We start from the raw sequence: 18,923 nt of genomic DNA on the forward strand, positions 1-18,923 counted from the left end.
AATCAAACATGGCCATTCTCATCGACGAAACCACCAAAGTGATCTGCCAGGGTTTCACCGGCAGCCAAGGCACCTTTCATTCGGAGCAAGCGATTGCCTACGGCACGCAGATGGTGGGCGGCGTAACACCGGGCAAAGGTGGGCAGACCCATCTGGACCTTCCCGTTTTTGACAGCTGCCATGAAGCGGTGGCCAAGACCGGTGCAAATGCCTCCGTCATCTACGTGCCGCCGCCCTTTGCTGCGGACTCGATTTTGGAAGCGCTGGACGCCGAAATTCCCTTTATCTGCTGCATTACCGAAGGCATTCCGGTGCTTGACATGATGCGGGTGAAACGCGCGCTCGAAGGGTCGTCCTCAATGCTGATCGGGCCGAACTGCCCCGGCGTCATCACACCGGACGCCTGCAAAATCGGCATTATGCCCGGTCACATCCACAAACGTGGCTCGGTTGGCGTGGTCTCCCGCTCCGGTACGCTGACCTATGAGGCTGTGAAGCAGACGACAGATTCAGGCCTTGGCCAATCCACTGCTGTGGGCATTGGCGGCGACCCCATCAAAGGGACCGAGCATATCGACGTGCTGGAGATGTTTCTCGCTGATGATGAAACTGAGTCCATCATCATGATCGGCGAAATCGGTGGTTCTGCCGAAGAAGAAGCCGCGCAATTCCTGGCCGACGAGAAGAAAAAAGGCCGTTGGAAACCGACCGCTGGCTTCATCGCCGGCCGCACCGCCCCTCCCGGCCGCCGCATGGGCCATGCGGGCGCGATTGTGGCGGGCGGCAAGGGTGATGCTGAGAGCAAGATCGAAGCAATGAAATCTGCCGGGATCGTGGTGGCCGAAAGCCCCGCCGGTCTGGGCGAAGCTGTGCTTGAGGCGATTGGATAAGTGACGCTGCTTTCCTGGCATAAGACGAGTGCCGCGACCGACCTGGAGGGCGTTTGCTCTTGCGGGACTGAGCGCGCGCCTTCAAGCAAGAATATCGGGAAAGCTGCGCACGACACTACCAATACTCCCTCTGAGCGGAGGGTTTGGACCGAGAAAGAAACTGTCCAGTGGACAGTTTTAGGCTCAGACGGGCGGAGCCTCGGGCCGGGCGCTGCCCGGCGATGCCGGGTGGGGTCAGTCAGATGAACATAATCGACGCGACAAAAACCTGTCTGACGAAAAAATACTTCACTTTCTCAGGCCGAGCCGCACGCAAAGAATTTTGGTTCTTCGTATTGGCCTTATTCCTATTAAGCTCAGTAATTTCGTCCTATGTGAACAGCTCAGAAAACTCACTAGCGGTCAAATTTGGCCTAAACTTCCAAATCGGAACTGAATTGCACTGGTTGGAGAACCTATTCACGGTACTTTTCTTCGTGCCTTTCATCGCGGTTTTGACACGACGATTACACGACACTGGGACATCTGGCAAAAAAGCCATGGCTTACGTACTCGCTATGGTCCTTGTCTCACTGACAGCTTTCATTTTGCCTTGGCAAATCGCGGTTGTCTGCGTCCTGTTGCTTTTGATTTACGGCATCTACCGTCTTTGCCGACCGTCCGAACGCGGCCCAAATAGATATGGCCCCAACCCCCATGAGGTAACCCCATGACCGACCAGTCCAATAACGACCAGTTCCATGCCTCCTCTTTCATGCAAGGCCATAATGCCGAGTATTTGGAGCAGCTTTACGCCAAGTACGCGCAGAACCCGAATGCGGTGGACGAGGCGTGGCAGAGCTTTTTCAAGGAGCTGGGCGATACGGATTTGGCGCAGGCGGAAGCCGCGGGGCCAAGCTGGGCCCGCCCTGACTGGCCGCCGCAGCCTGCTGACGATCTGACGGCGGCGCTGGACGGGCAATGGCCTTCGGATGCGCCTGCCAAAGAAACCAAGGCGATTGCCGAAAAGATCGCAGGCAAAGCGACCGAGATGAAGGTTGAGGTCTCCGAAGCTGCGATCCGCGCCGCGGTGTTGGACAGCATTCGCGCCATTATGATCATCCGCGCCTATCGTATCCGAGGACACCTGGCGGCTGATTTGGACCCACTTGGGATGCGCGACACCTCCAACCACCCGGAGCTGGATCCGGCCAATTACGGCTTTTCCGACGCGGACATGGACCGGCCGATCTTCATCGACAACGTGTTGGGGCTTGAAACAGCAACCATGCGTGAGATCGTAACCATTCTCAAGCGCACCTATTGCGGAACTTTTGCCCTGCAATACATGCACATCTCCAACCCCGAGGAAGCCGGTTGGCTGAAAGAGCGGATCGAAGGGTTCGACAAAGAAATTACCTTCACCAAAGAAGGCCGCAAAGCGATCCTGAACAAACTGGTCGAGGCCGAAGGGTTCGAAAAATTCCTGCATGTCAAATATATGGGCACCAAACGGTTCGGTCTTGATGGCGGCGAGGCACTGGTGCCGGCGATGGAGCAGATCATAAAACGCGGCGGTTCGCTTGGCGTTAAAGACATCGTCATCGGCATGCCCCACCGGGGCCGTCTGAGCGTCTTGGCCAATGTGATGGCCAAGCCCTACAAAGCGATTTTCAACGAATTCCAAGGAGGCAGCTTTAAGCCTGAGGATGTCGATGGGTCGGGTGATGTGAAATATCATCTCGGCGCCTCTTCGGACCGCGAATTTGACGGCAATAACGTCCACCTTTCGCTGACCGCGAACCCCTCGCATCTTGAGGCGGTGAACCCGGTCGTGCTGGGCAAGGCGCGTGCCAAGCAAGACCAGAACAATGACGATGACCGCATTAGCTGTATGCCCATCCTGCTGCATGGCGACGCGGCCTTCGCTGGTCAGGGCGTTGTGGCCGAAGGGTTCGGCCTGTCAGGGCTGAAAGGCCACAAGACCGGTGGCACAATGCATATCGTGGTGAACAACCAGATCGGTTTTACCACCGCGCCGCATTTCTCGCGCTCTTCACCCTACCCGACTGACATTGCTTTGATGGTTGAAGCGCCAATCTTCCACGTCAATGGCGACGACCCGGAGGCCGTGGTGCATGCCGCCAAGGTTGCCACCGAGTTCCGCCAAAAATTTCACAAGGATGTGGTGCTCGACATCATCTGCTACCGCCGGTTTGGTCATAACGAGGGCGATGAGCCCATGTTCACCAACCCGGTCATGTATAAAAAGATCAAGGGCCACAAAACGACACTGACGCTCTACACGGAACGCTTAATCCGCGACGGGCTGATGCCCGAGGGTGAGATTGAGGATATGAAATCCTCCTTCCAAAACTTCCTCAATGAGGAGTTTGAGGCAGGCAAGGAATACAAACCCAACAAGGCCGATTGGCTCGATGGGAAGTGGTCCCATCTCGATAAGCGCGATGACGCCAATTATCAGCGCGGTGCGACCGCGATTTCAGCGGAGACCATGCTGGATATCGGCAAAGGGCTGACCGAGGTGCCGGATGGCTATCCGATGCACAAAACCGTCGGGCGCCTGCTAGATGCCAAAGCCAAAATGTTTGAGACCGGCGAAGGCTTCGACTGGGCAACGGGCGAGGCTTTGGCCTTTGGGTCTTTGCTGACCGAAGGCTACCCGGTGCGACTGGCCGGGCAGGATTCAACACGCGGCACGTTCTCACAGCGCCATTCCGGTATCATCAACCAGGAAACCGAAGAGCGGTACTACCCGCTCAACAATATCCGCGATGGTCAGGCTCACTACGAGGTCATCGACTCGATGCTGTCGGAATACGCGGTGCTGGGCTTTGAATATGGCTACTCGCTTGCGGAGCCCAACGCGTTGGTTCTGTGGGAGGCGCAGTTTGGCGATTTCGCCAACGGCGCGCAGATCATGTTCGACCAGTTCATCAGCTCAGGCGAAAGCAAATGGCTGCGCATGTCCGGCCTCGTGATGCTGCTTCCGCACGGGTTTGAAGGGCAAGGCCCCGAGCACTCAAGCGCACGATTGGAACGCTTCCTGCAAATGTGCGGCGGCGACAACTGGATCGTGGCCAACTGCACCACGCCCGCCAATTACTTCCACATCCTGCGCCGCCAAATTCACCGCGACTACCGCAAGCCGCTGGTGATGATGACGCCGAAATCGTTGCTGCGCCACAAAATGGCGGTCTCGAAGGCCGAAGAATTCCAGACTGGAAGCTCTTTCCACCGGATCATGTGGGACGACGCGCAGCACGGCAATTCCGACACCAAGCTGGTGGCCGATGATAAGATCAAACGCGTCGTGATGTGTTCGGGCAAGGTCTACTATGACCTGCTGGAGGAACGCGACAAGCGCGGCATTGACGATATTTACTTGCTGCGGTTCGAACAGTTCTACCCGTTCCCCGCGCAATCCGCGCTGAAGGAGCTGGAACGCTTCGCCAATGCCGACATGGTCTGGTGCCAGGAAGAGCCCAAGAACCAGGGTGCCTGGACCTTCATGGAGCCGAACATCGAATGGGTTCTTGGCCGAATTGGCGGCAATTCTTTGCGCCCAAAATATGCGGGCCGTGCGGCCTCTGCCTCGCCCGCGACGGGTCTGGCCAGCAAACACAAAGCAGAACAAGCAGCGCTCGTCGATGACGCGCTCACACTGGAAGGGAAATAACCCATGACTGAAGTACGTGTCCCAACTTTGGGTGAATCCGTGACAGAGGCCACTGTCGCCACTTGGTTTAAGAAGCCGGGCGACGCTGTGGCGGTGGATGAGATGCTGTGCGAGCTGGAAACGGACAAGGTGACGGTCGAAGTCCCCTCCCCCGTTGCGGGCACATTGTCCGAGATCGTTGCCGAGGAAGGTGCGACCGTCGGCGTCGATGCCTTGCTGGCCCAAGTGGCAGAGGGCGACAGCGCTCCCGCGACGGCCGCCAAATCAGAGCCCGCCCCTGCGGCGGCACCCGTTTCGGAAACCACGCCTGAAGCAACCCCGGTTACCGGCGGCACAGTCGACATCATGGTGCCAACCTTGGGCGAAAGCGTAACCGAGGCCACTGTCTCTACCTGGTTCAAAAAGCCCGGCGAGAATGTCACTGCAGACGAAATGCTATGCGAGCTGGAAACCGACAAGGTCTCCGTCGAGGTACCAGCCCCTGCTTCCGGCGTTTTGCAGGAAATCATTGCGGGCGAAGGCGACACGGTCGCGGCAGGCGGTAAGCTTGCCACGATGACCAGCGGCGCAGGTGCTGCGCCAGCAGCGGCCCCAGCGGCTGCGCCCGCTGCCAGTGCACCAGCTGCAACCACCGGCAAGGACGTTGAAAACGCGCCATCAGCAAACAAGATGATGGCGGAAAACAACCTGTCAGCAGATCAAGTGACCGGCACCGGAAAAGACAGGCGTATCATGAAGGAAGACGTGCAAAAAGCACTGGCTTCCCCAGCCGCAAGCGCCCCTGCCCCCGCAGCCGCACCGCGCGCGCCAGTGCCTGCAGATGATGCGTCACGTGAGGAACGGGTAAAGATGACCCGCCTGCGCCAGACCATCGCGCGCCGCCTGAAGGACAGCCAAAATACGGCGGCGATGCTCACCACCTATAATGAGGTCGATATGACCGAGGTGATGGCGCTGCGCAACGAGTACAAAGACCTGTTCCTGAAGAAACACGGTGTGAAGCTGGGCTTCATGTCCTTCTTCACCAAGGCCTGCGTCCACGCTCTGAAAGAGGTGCCAGAGGTCAACGCGGAGATCGACGGCGACACCATCGTCTACAAAAACTACGTCCATATGGGCATTGCCGCGGGCACGCCCACCGGGCTTGTGGTGCCGGTGATCCGCGACGCGGACGCTATGAGCTTCGCCGCAATCGAAAAGGCGATTGCCGAGAAAGGTGCGAAGGCGCGCGACGGCAAGCTGTCGATGGCGGAGATGCAGGGCGGCAGCTTCACTATCTCCAACGGCGGCGTCTACGGCTCCCTCATGTCCTCCCCCATCCTCAACCCCCCGCAATCGGGCATCCTGGGCATGCATAAAATCCAGGACCGTCCAATGGCCATCGGCGGCCAGGTAGTGATCCGCCCGATGATGTATCTGGCGCTGTCCTACGACCACCGCATCGTCGACGGCAAAGGAGCTGTGACGTTCTTGGTGCGGGTCAAAGAGGCGCTGGAGGATCCACGTCGGTTGTTGATGGACCTTTGATCCAGTGAGAAAGAGCAAACAAAGTGTTTTTGAAACAGTCGCTCCTCAAGCCAACACTTCGAAGGTTTGTAGATTGGCTGTTTTTCTTTGTCTTCGCTTGCCTATTTTTCGCTTGGCATGGCTACGCTTTGCCAACCGCTCTTTCAAACCTGCCAAACGACGGAAGCTTCCGCAGGGAAGTTGCCAACATAATAGGTTTTTTGTTGGGTTGGGTTCTTTTGATTTGGAGCCACGTGGGTTGGTTGCCACTGCTACTTGTCATTTCGAATAGGACTAAATCCGATTCACATGGACACCGCTAGTATGATCATAGGGCAGCGCCCGAGCCTGGGTGGGTGCGAAGCGCCCTCCCGTCAAACTGAAAGTTTACCTTTGGTAAAACGGGAGGGTCGGGCGCGGCCCGGCGATGCCGGGCCAATAGTTTCGAACGGAGCGAAAAATAAATGACCCTCGCCCTCAAAGCCCTAAAACTGATGCTCACCGTCGCGGCACTTGCCTGCGTGATCATGCTCTTTGCAATTTTCGTGCAGGGCAGCGAGGCGGCGTGGTCGGCTCTGTATCTGAACGGGTTCTACCTGATCGCATGCCTCTTCTTCATGGCGACGCTGAAAGGCGGCAACAAATTCGTCATGCTGTTGTTTCTAGGCTTCAACATCATCCTGCTGGTGGGCTCCAAAATGGGGGGCCTGACGCTCACGACTTTCCCGGCCTATATCATGGCGATCCTGTCTTTCGGGGGCTTCGCCGGGGCTATGCAATTCTTTTCCGCACAACGCAAAGGGGCCGATGACTAGGCCCCGCACTCAAGGAGACACATCATGTCTGCATATGACGTCATCGTAATCGGCTCCGGACCCGGCGGCTATGTTTGCGCCATTCGCTGCGCGCAGTTGGGAATGAAAACAGCCATCGTTGAGGGGCGCGACACCTTGGGCGGCACCTGCTTGAATGTGGGCTGCATCCCGTCGAAAGCGTTGCTGCACGCCTCCCACATGCTGCATGAGGCGGAGCATAATTTCGCGACAATGGGGCTGAAAGGCAAAACGCCATCGGTCGATTGGAAGCAGATGCTTAACTATAAGCAGGACTGCATTAACCAAAACACCAAGGGCGTTGAGTTCTTGATGAAGAAGAACAAGATCGACTGGCTGAAAGGCTGGGGACAGGTCCCGGAAGCGGGCAAGGTCAAGGTAGGTGACGAGGTACACGAGACCAAAAACATCATTGTCGCATCCGGTTCCGAGGTGGCAACACTGCCCGGTGTCGAGATTGACGAGAAGGTCGTCGTGTCCTCCACCGGCGCGTTGGAGCTGGGCAAAGTACCGGGCAAACTGGTTGTCATCGGCGCGGGCGTGATCGGGCTAGAGCTGGGGTCAGTCTACAAGCGGCTGGGCGCTGAGGTGAAGGTGATTGAATTCCTCGACGCCGTAACCCCCGGCATGGACGCAGAAATTCAAAAGACCTTCCAACGGACGCTGAAAAAGCAAGGTTTGGAGTTCCAGATGGGCGCCGCCGTGCAATCGGTCGATGTCAAAAACGGTAAGGCCAAGGTCAACTACAAGCTGCGCAAGGATGACAGCGACCATGTCGAAGATGCCGATATCGTGCTGGTCGCCACCGGGCGCAAACCTTACACGGACGGGCTGGGACTGGAGGCGTTGGGCGTCACTCTATCCAAACGCGGCCAGATCGAGACGGACGCGCATTATGCGACAACTGTCAAAGGCATCTACGCCATTGGCGACTGCATCGACGGTCCGATGCTGGCCCATAAGGCTGAGGATGAAGGGATGGCTGTCGCCGAATTCATCGCCGGACAAAAGCCGCATATCAACTACAACATCATCCCCGGCGTGATCTATACGCATCCAGAAGTCGCCAATGTCGGCGCGACCGAAGAGCAGCTGAAAGAAGCGGGCCACGATTACAAAGTCGGCAAGTTTTCCTTCATGGGCAACGGACGCGCCAAGGCGAATTTCGCGGGCGATGGATTTGTGAAGATTCTGGCCGACAAAAACACTGACCGCATTCTGGGCGCCCATATCATCGGACCAATGGCGGGTGATTTGATCCATGAGGTCTGTGTTGCAATGGAGTTTGGTGCGGCGGCGGAAGATCTGGCGCGTACCTGCCATGCACACCCGACCTATTCAGAAGCCGTGCGCGAAGCAGCGCTCGCCTGCAATGACGGGCCAATTCACAGCTAAGGTTTTGGCCCGTATGGCTTTGGCGGAACCGTCTTAAAGGACAGGTCGAGATCGGGGAACAGCGCCCCGGTCTCACCCATTTCGCTATAGCGCAACATCCATGGCTTGGGCGCGTCCATCACGCCGCTTTCTGTCCATTCAAAGTAGCCCAATGCACCGGCAGCAGGGGTTGGCGTAACCGGGTATGGACGTTCCAGAACCAACCCGGACGGGCCGCCAAACCACGGGCTATCGCTCTGGGAGATGATCCCTGTCACCTCAACCGCGCCAATAATTGCGCGGCGCGGCAGAACCGCGGGCAACGGGCAACGCACGCCGATTTGCTGCAGTTTCCATGCGGCCCATCGATATTCGTCTTGCGTCATGCCTGTTGCGGCATGGATCGCAATAGGTCCGGTCGTCATACGCCCCGCGCGAATGGAACCCGGCGTACGGTTTTCGATGGTTTTGCCACCATGAATAATTGCCCAAGCCCAAGGCTGACGGACCGATAAGGCCAGTGGTGGAAGGCTCACGTCGTCAGCATGCGCAGCCCTTGGGTGACGTCGGCGCGGACTGCCACCCGCAGCCCTGGCTCGTCCCCGGCCTTCAAGGCCGCGACGATCAGCTTGTGATGCTGCGGCACGTTCGTGCGGTTGAGACGACCGTAGAGGTCGCTCATCGTCGGTCCGAGTTGTAGCCAAACAGTCTCCGCCATAGCCAGCATCGCAGGGGCTTGCGCGCGCAGATAAAGCGTTCGGTGAAATTCAAGGTTGGTGCGAATATAGGCCGGTGCATCGTGGCGCGCGACGGCCTGACCGATTGTGTTGTTGATCGTCTGCAAACGTTCAATCAATGCCAGGTGAGCACGTGGAAGGGCGCGGACGGCCAATTCAGGTTCCAGCAACGCGCGAATGGCAGCCAGCTCCTCGATCCGGTCGTTAGAGAGCTCCGGCGTCGACACGCGACCCGACGATGACAGCGACAAAGCACCCTCAGCCACGAGCCGACGCACTGCTTCGCGCGCAGGCGTCATCGAGACGCCGAAGTCTTTGCCTATCCCGCGCAGGGTCATGGCGAGGCCTGGCTTCACTTCGCCATGCATGATTTGGCTCCGCAGGCGGCGGTAAACAAGGTCGTTGGCGGCCCCTGTGGGGGCAGAACCGGTGGCGTCAGAGCTACGAGATTGGATCAACATGAGGCGAATGTGATCACAAAAGAAAGGCGCGTCAATGGTCGCTGGGCCGTCAGAATTGATATCGATGGAGCGCGGTGCCATTTTTGCGCAGCCATTTTCGCGGCGCCTCATAGCCCGGTAAAATATCCGCCACATGATCCCAGAAAGCCTGCGAGTGGTTCATCTCTGCCAAATGGCAAACCTCATGGGCGGCAACGTAGTCAAGTACCTCAGGCGGGGCGAGTATGAGGCGCCACGAATACATCAGATTGCCCTCTGAGGTGCAGGAGCCCCAGCGCGACCGCGTGTCGCGCAAGGTTATCTTGCCAAAATCGCGACCGATTTGGTCTGCGTATCGGGTCGAAGCCTCCGCCAAACGATCCCGGGCCAGTGTTTTGGCAAAGGCGCGAAGGCGTGGACCCGCTTTATCCGCACCGCGTGGCAGCTCGATCCAATGCGGATGCAGTTTGATGCTGCGCGTCGCCGTTTCGACGATTTCGCGCGGTTGACCCTCAATCGGTAAGGTGACGCCGGGCGCCATCTGGATAACATCGGGCTGGCCCGCAAGGTGTTTGCGGATCCAGGTTTCCTTTTCGGATAGGAAATTCTTTGCCTCCCGGATAGCGGCAAATCTCGGCAGCGTCAGGGAGACACGGCCGTCCACACCCGAAATGCGCAAGGACAGGCGGCGCGCGCGGGACGATCGTTTTACGGTGACCTCAATCGCCGGATCGCCCAATTGGATGGTCTCTGCCATCTTTTCTTGCCCTCTCTTCCCCGGTACGTGTTGTAACCTCAAAGCTACCGCCCTATTTGCCCTATGGAAAGCGGCCGAACCCACAATTTCGGGGAAAGGCTTTGACACGCCTGTCACCATGTGGCAACTGGCGCAAACCGTATTAAATACACCGGATATGAGGACAATCATGGCCAAGGAAGAATGGGGCGTAAAACGCGTTTGCCCGAGCTGCTCGACTCGTTTCTACGACTTGCAGAACGACCCTATGACCTGCCCGTCCTGCGGACATGAGATGACGCTTGAGAGCCTGACAGGCAACAAATCTCGCACCATGAAAGCGGATAAACCCGACGCGCAAAACAAAGAAAATGAAGAGGCGGTTGTGGACGACGAGGACGTGATCCTCGACGACGACGACGACGATACCGATGATGACGTCGATCTGGGTGATGACGTTTTGGAAGAAGATGACGATGACACGGTCAGCTTAGATGAATTGGCCGACGTGGCTTCGGAAAACGAAGAAGATTCGTAAGATCGCCTGAATTGAATTGGTTTGGCTGCATTGGTTTTTTTGCTTGAACTGATGCGCCACGCCGCCTAAACCACCCCACGCAGCGTCAGCTGCGTAAGGGCCCTTAGCTCAGCTGGGAGAGCGCCTGCATGGCATGCAGGAGGTCAGCGGTTCGATCCCGCTAGGGTCCACCAAACCACTTATTCAGCTTTATCCCTATGGTTGTTACGGCAAAAGTTCGCGGAACTATTGTGCTGCGCAGAGGTAGCTGCGATTAACCTGTCTGGAGCAAGGACAGGACCAAGTTTTGCCCGCCAGTAGACGCGCTTTCACGTAGTTCGTTGTTAAGAAGATAGGACCTGCGCAAATCATCAACACGCTCGGGGTCAAGAAAAGCACTTACCTCGGAGGTGCCGAAAAGCTGTTCTGAGCGTTCTTTGAATTCGCCAAGCTGGCGGTCCAGATCGAGTGTCCCAAAACTGGTCGGCAATTGAAAAACAGTCTCAAAGACGGACCGTAGCGGCGGTGATGCCATGACCGCAAACCAGCGCGCATCGTTGGAGCTAGCATTGCTGACAACGTCGCCAAGATCGCGTTCTAGCGAAAGTGAAATGCGCATGCTTGGGTCCAGCTCACCAATTTGCACTTCGAATTGTCGGTCGAGGTAATTGCGCACGATGCTCTCTGCAAATCCCGTTGGATAGGTGCGTTCGGTTTGCGGTTCACGCAGGTCCAGCGCATCGCTGAAAGCGCGGAATAGAGGGTTTGACGTGGAATTGACCAAAGACACTGGGTCTGAGCGATCAGAGTTCAGAATACGTCCTGCGTAAGCCGTCGCGTCGGCGCCTTGGGGCAGGCCAAAAAAGTCGAAGGTTTCGATCATCACCTTGAAATTATTGAAGAAATCTTCAGGTGTTTCCGGCAGGCTTGTCTGGTCTTTTACAACCTCAACGAAGTCTTCAAAGATGCTCGGATCTTGTTCCTCACCTTCGGCCGGTGCGGCGCGGCCAAATCCAAATGCGTTTGAAAACGCAGCGTAGCGCGGATCATCGAGCCCGTTGGCGAAGGACGCCTCATCGCTGATGTCGGAGTTCAATACTGCGGTCAAAAACGTTGTTCGCGAAGCATCCGCACCCAGACCAAAGACATCCAATGCGGCGCGCAGCAATTCTGGTTGATCGAGCAGGTCTTGGGCCTCTTGAAGGTCTTCAAAACGCCCGTCAAATGCGTCGGCCAGAGCAAAGACGCCAGAGTTGGTTTTCAACGTTTCGCCGAATCCAAATCCTTCTGCCAAGGCGATGTAGTTGGGGTCGCTGAGTTGATTTGCAAAGGATTGTGGGTCTGACAGGTCCGAATTTAGCACTTCTTTGAGGAAATAAGTGTTCTGCCTGTCGCCTTCGAGGCCGAATTCGGACAAGGCCGACCGCAAGAGCGTTGGGTTGGCCAAAAGCTCATCCGCTGACTTCAGGGCGCGCAGCTCGGCCGACACTTCGCTGCCGGATTTTGCGTCTAGGAGCTGCGGGCCGCTGTCACCGGCAAAGTTGAAAGTGCGGGCCAGCCCCAGATAACGCTTATCTGCCAAGCGGTTAGCCAGCGATGTGCCGTCCGTCAGATCAGATTCCAGAATTTGTCTGATGAAGGCCTTGTTGTCCAAGTCCTCCTCCAACCCGAAGGCACCGAGGGCGACGCTGAGCAATTGACGATTGTCCAACAGTTGATCAACTGTCTTTACGTCTTTGATATCTTGGGTAAATCGTTCGGAATCACGTGCGACTTGAGGGGATTGGTCAAACAGCTCTTGTTGCTGCGCGCGGGTGCGTTGCAGCAGGTTATAGGCGGTCACGCCTGTGCCGAGTACGATTGGCGAAAACGTCATTTTGCGTCCTTACGGGCGGTTTTGCTCCCCCGCAGGCGTAAGCGCGATTGATTAAGCCCTGCTTTCCGACCGCGCGCCGAATTCCGAAAGTTTGACTAAAACGGCTGCTTGCATCCTACTGCCTGCTGCCCAAAGATGGCACAAATTTGGGAGAATATCGCGATGACCAATACACAAAATGTGGCCGTTTTTGGCCTTGGCTCAATGGGTTACGGAATTGCGCAATCCTTGCTGCGCGCCGGGCACAATGTTCACGGCAGCGATATTAACGAAAACCAAATGGCGCGGTTCAATTCTGAAGGTGGTGCGGGTACAGCCCCAGCAGAAATAGCAGGAACACTGGACGCCGTTGTGGTGGTCGTGTTGAACGCGGCGCAGACCGAAGAAGTGCTGTTTGGGCAGAACGGAATTGTGCCGAAGATGCGCGCGGGCGCGGTGGTGATGGCATGTGCCACGGTGCCGCCAGATTTTGCGCGGGACATGGAGGCGCGCTGCGCTGAGAGGGGTGTGTTTTACCTTGATGCGCCGATTTCTGGTGGGTCGGTGAAGGCGGCTCAAGGGGCCCTTTCAATCATGGCGTCAGGCACGCCAGAGGCCTTTGCCGCCGCCAAGCAAGTTCTTGATTCTACGTCAGAAACCGTCTTTGAGCTGGGCGACGCAGCGGGCGCTGGATCAGCCATGAAAGCGGTCAATCAGCTGCTGGCCGGGGTGCATATTGCGACGATGGCTGAGGCGCTGACTTTTGGGATGACGCAAGGTGTTACGCCGGAGAAATTTGTGGAGGTCATAAGCAAATGCGCGGGCTCATCGTGGATGTTGGAGAACCGTGCGCCGCATATTGCCGCCGGGGATTACACGCCGCATAGCTCCGTCAATATATGGCCGAAAGATCTTGGCATTGTGCTAGATATAGCGAAATCGGCGCAATTTTCAGCCCCGATCACGGCTGTGGCCCTGCAGCAATTTGTGGCGGCGGCGGGTATGGGGCATGGCGGGGAAGACGACGCGGCGGTTGCAAAAGTCTATGCACGCAACGCACGGCTGACGCTGCCGGGTGAGAGCGAATAGCCGCTGTTTTGTACAAAATGGGGGTCTTTAAAATTGGACATAACCCATTTTGTACAGAATTTTTGACGGCGATTTCTTAACAGCGTCTTAAAATTAACAGGCTCTTAATATCGAGCGCCCAACTCAGTCCTGCTGCCATTTGCCGGAGTGCTTTTGCTTGATCGTACGGCGCACCATTTTGCCGAAGGCTTTGTCTTTTGAGCGGCGTTCCGACAGGCTGGCGGTGTTGAAGGCTTCTTCCGCTGTGAGCTTGCGCCAGCGTTGCAGACGTGCGGCGTCGATCTGGCCTGCATCCAGTGCCTTCAGGACCGCGCATCCCGGTTCTGAGCTGTGTTCGCAATCATTGAAACGGCACTGACCGGCCAGGTCTTGCAGGTCCGAGAACAGCTCCCCTATCCCGGCGGCGGCTTCAGTCATCTGCAGCTCCCGCATGCCGGGAGTGTCGAGGATCAGGCAGCCGCCGGGCATGGGGTGCAATTGGCGTTTGGTGGTGGTGTGACGTCCGCGCGCGTCATCTTCGCGGATCGCTTGCGTCGCAATGGCGTCATCGCCCGCAAGTGCGTTGGTGAGGGTGGATTTGCCCACGCCGGAGGAACCAAGGAACGCGATGGTCTGACCCGTTTTGCACCAAGGTTCGAGCTTTTCGCGTGGATCCGTGCCGCGCGCATCCAGTGCGATGACCGCGACCAGATCAGAAATGGCCTTGGCTTGATCCAGATAAGCACTGGCGTCATCCACCAGATCGAGCTTGGTCAGGATGATCACGGGCGTGATGTCGGCCTCAAGCGCGAGGGCGATGTAGCGTTCCAGCCGGGCGACATTGAAATCAGCGTTACAGGAGGTGACGATAAAGGCCGTGTCGATATTGGCGGCGATCAGTTGCAATTGCCGATCATGGCCGGGCGCACGGCGTTTCACCAGGCTTTTGCGATCCAGAACGCGGGACTGCGCGGGCTGTTCGGCATTGACCAGCACCCAGTCGCCGACCGTGACATCGGCCACAGGTGGGATCATTTCGTCGATTGTTTCGCCCACGACATGCAGGGTGTTGCGGTTGACCTCAATCACGCGTGCGGGCGGGGTTTGGTCCAGTTCTTCAATGCTGATCTGTTGGGCAAAGAAGGGCTGCCAGCCGTAGCTTTGCAGCTTGGTGGGTTTTGGCGCGGGTTTGGTTGTGCTGTTGAGAGAGAATTGTGAATAGTCGCGTGTCATTTCAGAACACTTTCATGGCTTGCCGGGCGCATGGGCCGCGGCGGAAACTTGTCATTTGTGAAGGTCGCAAAAGAGCTTTCGCCAAAACTTGATTGACGGGTGTGTTGAGCTGAATTTGCATTGGGTGGTTTTCCCCTACCCGCACCTGACTAGGCCATAAAATCTCCGTTGTTGCGCGAACCATGCTAGTGGCGGAGGCCGCATTTCTCAAGCGGTACAAAAAAGGCGGCCCCGTAGAGCCGCCTTCTTGCTTGAAGTCTATGGCGGTTTAGCCCCCGCCCATGACCCGCGGCAGCCAGAGCACAAGCTGCGGAAAGGCCAAGAGCAGTGTCAGACCAAGCAGCTGCACCAGCATGAATTGCATCATGCCAAGATAGATGTCCTTGAGGTCCCAATCGGGCACTACCCCTTTCAGGAAGTAAGCAGACAGCGCCACGGGCGGACTGAGCCAGGCGGTTTGCAAATTCACCGCCACAAGGATGCCGAACCACACCATCAGGTCGTAGCGGTCGAGCCCATGGATTTCGAGCGCCTGAACCGTTGGCAGCAGGATCGGCACCACGATCAGCACGATTGGCACCCATTCTAGCGGCCAGCCCAGAAGGAAGATCAGCGCCATCACAACGAGCAGTACGAGGAACGGTGCCATATCGAGGCCCAGCAGAATCTCCGTCATCATGCGTGGCGTGCCAAGCGCACTGAACTGCGCGCCGAAGAAGTTGGATGCGGCCACGAGGAACATGATCAGCACGGTGATTTCCAGCGCTTTGATCAGGCTGTCGAAAAAGCCCGGGAAGGTGAACTTCCTGTAAGCGATGGACAGAACGATAGCACCGAAGGCGCCCATTGCAGCGGCTTCAGCCGGGGTTGCGAAGCCCAGCAGGATCGAGCCCAGAGCGAAGGAGATCAGGATCGTGGGCGGCATGAGGCCCGCGAAGAACTCGTTCCACAGATCAGAGAAGTAGAAGCCGGTTTCGGCCTCTTTGCTGTAGATGGGCCGCCCGAGGATCGCGAGCAGCACGATGAAGGCGCTGAAGACCATACCCCAGATCGAGAAACCACCGACGACCAGCGACAGGTAGAGATGGAAGAGCACCGCAATCGGCACCATGATCCGCAGGATGGCCAGCTTGCGATAGGCGGCATAGGCAAGACCCATGGCCACGATGAGCCCGAAGAGGCCGCCGAACGGGATGACCCCGCCCAATGCGCCACCCATGCCTAGCCCGAAGACGCGGCAGACCGTGAGGATACCCAGACAGATTAACGCGACCTCAGCGCCGTAAAAGCGTGAAGTGTCGGGCTGGTCCTCTTCCGAAAGGATCGGACCAAGCTCCGGGTTCAGCCAGCAGCGGCCCAGCGTGTAGATCAGGTAGAGCGAGGCCAGCAACGCACCGGGGATGAAGGCGCCCCGGAACAGATCAAGCGTGGAGACCTCAAGCACCGGCCCCATGACGATTAGCATGATCGAAGGCGGGATCAAGATGCCCAACGTACCACCTGCCGTGATCGTGCCAGCGGCCAGTTTGACGTCATAGCCAGAGCGGCTCATCGTGGCGCCGGCCATGATACCCAGCAGCGTCACCGACGCGCCCACGATGCCGGTGGCGGCGGCAAAGATTGTTGAGACGATCAGCACGGCGATGAACAGCGCGCCGCGCACGCGGGCCATGATCATCTGGATGGAGGCGAAGAGCCGTTCCATCAGCCCCGCGCTTTCCATCACGATGCCCATCAGCACGAAGAGCGGCACCGCCATCAGCTGATCGTTCAGCATGGTGGAGTTGGTGTTGAGCGTCATCAAGAGCGTGGTGAGCTTGAAGTTCGACCCCCAGATGCCGAAGACGAAGGCCAGAAAGATCAGCGTGAAGGAAATCGGGAAACCGATGAAGATCACGAACAGCATGGCACCCAGCATGATCAGCCCGATGATCGGCTTATCAAGGTTCGGGCGTGCGCTCATAATCTCGGTGAACCACGCGCCGCCTGGGATGACGTCGGGCAAGAAGATCGCCAGCGACAGCCAGATGATGAAGGCGACATAGATGGGGAGGAAGCGGACGAACCATTTTTCGCGCTCCTTGCCCATCTTGTGGAAGGCGCGGAAAATCTCTGGCAGGCCCTGCAGGAGCAGCAATACGCCACCGATAGGCATCGCCAGACGCGCGGGCCACAGGATTGGTTGCCACGCGCTATCGAGCGCGAGGCGTTCGCCGGTCTCGTAGGACAGGAACCAGTATTGCGACGCGACCACGGTGAAGAAGATCATCGAGGGGATGAAGAACAGCAGGTAGGCGACCGCATCGACAGTGGCTTGGGTTTTGTCGGACCAGAAGCGGTAGATGAAATCAGCGCGGATATGGACGCCGCGCATGAGGCCGTAGCCCGCGCCTGCCATCCACAACACACCTGCGATCATCCGGCTGAGGTCATAGGCCTGCAGCGTCGGGCCGAGGCCAAAGGAGCGGGCCATTTCCTCATAGCCTGCGTTTTGCAAGATGATGAAGGAGTTGCGCGAGAAGACCTCCCAGACCACGATGGCGATGAGAGGGACCATCATCAGCGCGATGATCTGGCCGGCGCGGTAATTGACCACGTCGATCACAGCGGTGATCGGCTTTTGCCAGGGCGTCATGTCTTCGGGCGTTTCACCGGGGGCTTCCGAGCGCCGTTCGGCAATCAGCTCGTCGGCGATCTCCAGATCGTCTGGATTTGGTTCATCTGCCATATGGTGGTCCCTCCCCTGGCCGCAGTTTTAAGTCTGCGTTCTCGTCTTCGAAACGCCCCGGTGAGGCGCTTGGGAAACAAGAACGAAGGGGCCCTGCGTTTAGGGCCCCTTCTAAAAATCTGAATTACTTCAGAGTGTCAGCGAAAGCGCGGCCGAGGCTCGCGTTTGATGTTTGTGCACCGGCCCAGAATGGGACAGCGATCTTGGCGAACTCTGTCTGAGACGCCCATACTTCTGCGAAGAACTCGTTCTCATCTGCAGCGGCTTGAAGCGCTTTGGTTGCAGCAGCGGAGTACTCGGTGAAGTAGTCAGCTGGTGTGTCTTCAAGGATAACACCGTGGTTTTCGGTCAGGTCCTTCAGAGCTTTACCGTTTTCATAGATACGGTAAGACAGCGACTTCGACAGCGACGCGGTGGACGCAACTTCGAGCGCTTTTTGCTCAAGCTCGGTCAGGCTGTTGTAGAAGTCTTTGTTCACATACATGTCTGCGTTCACAGTGACCTGGTGCAGGCCTTGCAGGTAGTAGTGCTTCAGAACTTTCTGGAAACCAAACACGGAGTCAGGCTTCGGGCAGCACCATTCAGCCGCATCGATTGTGCCTTTTTCCAGAGCTGGCAGGATGTCACCGCCGCCCATAGCAACAGCAGGAACACCGATGTCAGCGTAAGCCGCGCCAACCATGCCTGGAGGGGCCCGGAAACGCATCTGACGGAAGTCATCCATGGAAGTGATCGGCTCTGGGAACCAACCAAGGGCCTCTGGGCCAACTGGCTGCAGCATGAAGCCTTTGACGTTCACGCCCATCTCATCCCAGAGACGGTCATAGAGCTCCTTGCCGCCGCCGAACTGGAACCAGCTCAGGAACGCAATGTTGTCGAGGCCAACACCGGCGCCCGCAACAGGCGCACCAAAGAGGTTCGCAGCGACGTGCTTACCGCCCCAGTAGTGCGTCCAGGCAAAGCCACCCTCAACAAGGCCCGCGTCAACCGCGTCCATAATGTCGCGTGGGCCAACAACAGCACCAGCTGGCAGCACTTCGATGGTCAGCGAGCCGCCGGTCAGCGCGGCAACGTCGTCGCCGAACGCATTGAGCATAACCACTTCGTCAGCTGTGTTTGGCAGAACTGACTGGATGCGCAGAACTTTCTCGGCCATGGCGCCAGACGCCATCAAAGCCAGGCCAACTGCGCTAACAGTTAGAGTTTTCAAGTTAAACATAAGGTCCTCCCTTAAGGTCCATGCCTTCCGTTTTGTCGTTTTGACCGGGTGATGAAGGCGCCTCCCCCGGCCGTTTCTTCATCCCCGCGCGACCTCCCTGTCACGTGG

At 57.6% G+C, this 18,923-nt stretch carries 15 protein-coding genes and 1 tRNA gene; 9 read left to right on the forward strand and 7 right to left on the reverse strand.

Annotation, left to right across the window (positions count from 1 at the left end; genetic code table 11):
- Positions 1 to 8: 8 nt before the first annotated feature.
- The 6 genes from sucD to lpdA all read left to right on the forward strand — a co-directional run bounded on the left by sucD (position 9) and on the right by lpdA (position 8,303).
- The gene (gene sucD, locus ACZ1G7_RS08115) at positions 9 to 890 is read left to right on the forward strand and encodes a succinate--CoA ligase subunit alpha (RefSeq protein WP_472663314.1); all 882 of its coding nucleotides are present in this window, start codon (positions 9 to 11) and stop codon (positions 888 to 890) included.
- A gap of 242 nt (positions 891 to 1,132) precedes the next feature.
- Complete coding sequence (locus tag ACZ1G7_RS08120; protein WP_472663315.1) at positions 1,133 to 1,603, forward strand: DUF805 domain-containing protein; 471 nt, start codon at positions 1,133 to 1,135, stop codon at positions 1,601 to 1,603.
- Positions 1,600 to 4,569, forward strand: a complete 2,970-nt coding sequence (locus tag ACZ1G7_RS08125) for a 2-oxoglutarate dehydrogenase E1 component (protein ID WP_472663316.1) — start codon at positions 1,600 to 1,602, stop codon at positions 4,567 to 4,569. The genes ACZ1G7_RS08120 and ACZ1G7_RS08125 overlap by 4 nt, the downstream gene beginning before the upstream one ends.
- Before the next feature lie 3 nt (positions 4,570 to 4,572).
- Positions 4,573 to 6,096: a 2-oxoglutarate dehydrogenase complex dihydrolipoyllysine-residue succinyltransferase gene (gene odhB, locus ACZ1G7_RS08130; RefSeq protein WP_472663317.1), complete on the forward strand. Its 1,524-nt coding sequence runs from the start codon at positions 4,573 to 4,575 to the stop codon at positions 6,094 to 6,096.
- A 443-nt stretch (positions 6,097 to 6,539) separates the two neighbouring features.
- Positions 6,540 to 6,890, forward strand: coding sequence for a hypothetical protein (locus ACZ1G7_RS08135; protein WP_472663318.1), 351 nt, complete (start codon positions 6,540 to 6,542; stop codon positions 6,888 to 6,890).
- Between the two features lie 24 nt (positions 6,891 to 6,914).
- Entirely contained in the window at positions 6,915 to 8,303 is a 1,389-nt protein-coding gene (gene lpdA / locus ACZ1G7_RS08140) for a dihydrolipoyl dehydrogenase (RefSeq protein ID WP_472663319.1), read from the forward strand.
- On the opposite strand, the gene ACZ1G7_RS08145 is transcribed toward lpdA, so the two are convergent.
- Genes ACZ1G7_RS08145 through ACZ1G7_RS08155 form a run of 3 tightly spaced genes read right to left on the reverse strand, consistent with a single transcriptional unit; the run spans position 8,300 to position 10,216 of the window.
- Entirely contained in the window at positions 8,300 to 8,818 is a 519-nt protein-coding gene (locus ACZ1G7_RS08145; protein ID WP_472663320.1) for an ASCH domain-containing protein, read from the reverse strand. The genes lpdA and ACZ1G7_RS08145 overlap by 4 nt on opposite strands.
- Positions 8,815 to 9,480, reverse strand: coding sequence for a GntR family transcriptional regulator (locus ACZ1G7_RS08150; RefSeq protein WP_472663694.1), 666 nt, complete (start codon positions 9,478 to 9,480; stop codon positions 8,815 to 8,817). Before ACZ1G7_RS08150 ends, ACZ1G7_RS08145 begins: the two co-directional genes overlap by 4 nt.
- A 49-nt stretch (positions 9,481 to 9,529) precedes the next feature.
- The gene (locus ACZ1G7_RS08155) at positions 9,530 to 10,216 is read right to left on the reverse strand and encodes a M48 family metallopeptidase (protein WP_472663321.1); all 687 of its coding nucleotides are present in this window, start codon (positions 10,214 to 10,216) and stop codon (positions 9,530 to 9,532) included.
- A 169-nt stretch (positions 10,217 to 10,385) separates the two neighbouring features.
- On the opposite strand from ACZ1G7_RS08155, the gene ACZ1G7_RS08160 reads away from it, so the two are divergent.
- Both ACZ1G7_RS08160 and ACZ1G7_RS08165 read left to right on the forward strand, forming a co-directional pair.
- Positions 10,386 to 10,733 carry a TIGR02300 family protein gene (locus ACZ1G7_RS08160; protein WP_472663322.1) on the forward strand — a complete coding sequence of 116 codons (348 nt, stop codon included), beginning with the start codon at positions 10,386 to 10,388 and terminating at the stop codon, positions 10,731 to 10,733.
- A gap of 97 nt (positions 10,734 to 10,830) precedes the next feature.
- Positions 10,831 to 10,906: transfer RNA gene (locus ACZ1G7_RS08165), tRNA-Ala, on the forward strand.
- Between the two features lie 80 nt (positions 10,907 to 10,986).
- Here the strand turns inward: ACZ1G7_RS08165 and ACZ1G7_RS08170 are convergent.
- On the reverse strand, positions 10,987 to 12,588 hold the full coding sequence (locus ACZ1G7_RS08170) for a DUF1217 domain-containing protein (RefSeq protein WP_472663323.1): 1,602 nt from the start codon (positions 12,586 to 12,588) through the stop codon (positions 10,987 to 10,989).
- A gap of 162 nt (positions 12,589 to 12,750) precedes the next feature.
- Between ACZ1G7_RS08170 and ltnD the strand changes: the two genes are divergently transcribed.
- Positions 12,751 to 13,656, forward strand: coding sequence for an L-threonate dehydrogenase (gene ltnD, locus ACZ1G7_RS08175; RefSeq protein WP_472663324.1), 906 nt, complete (start codon positions 12,751 to 12,753; stop codon positions 13,654 to 13,656).
- A 123-nt stretch (positions 13,657 to 13,779) separates the two neighbouring features.
- On the opposite strand, the gene rsgA is transcribed toward ltnD, so the two are convergent.
- The 3 genes from rsgA to ACZ1G7_RS08190 form a co-directional block, all read right to left on the reverse strand.
- Positions 13,780 to 14,868 (reverse strand): ribosome small subunit-dependent GTPase A, encoded by a 1,089-nt coding sequence (gene rsgA / locus ACZ1G7_RS08180; protein ID WP_472663325.1) that lies wholly within the window; start codon positions 14,866 to 14,868, stop codon positions 13,780 to 13,782.
- A gap of 268 nt (positions 14,869 to 15,136) precedes the next feature.
- Positions 15,137 to 17,596, reverse strand: a complete 2,460-nt coding sequence (locus tag ACZ1G7_RS08185; protein WP_472663326.1) for a TRAP transporter large permease subunit — start codon at positions 17,594 to 17,596, stop codon at positions 15,137 to 15,139.
- Between the two features lie 124 nt (positions 17,597 to 17,720).
- On the reverse strand, positions 17,721 to 18,815 hold the full coding sequence (locus tag ACZ1G7_RS08190; RefSeq protein WP_472663327.1) for a TRAP transporter substrate-binding protein: 1,095 nt from the start codon (positions 18,813 to 18,815) through the stop codon (positions 17,721 to 17,723).
- Positions 18,816 to 18,923 lie beyond the last annotated feature (108 nt).

The organism is Litoreibacter sp. JB4-2, assembly GCF_055693445.1.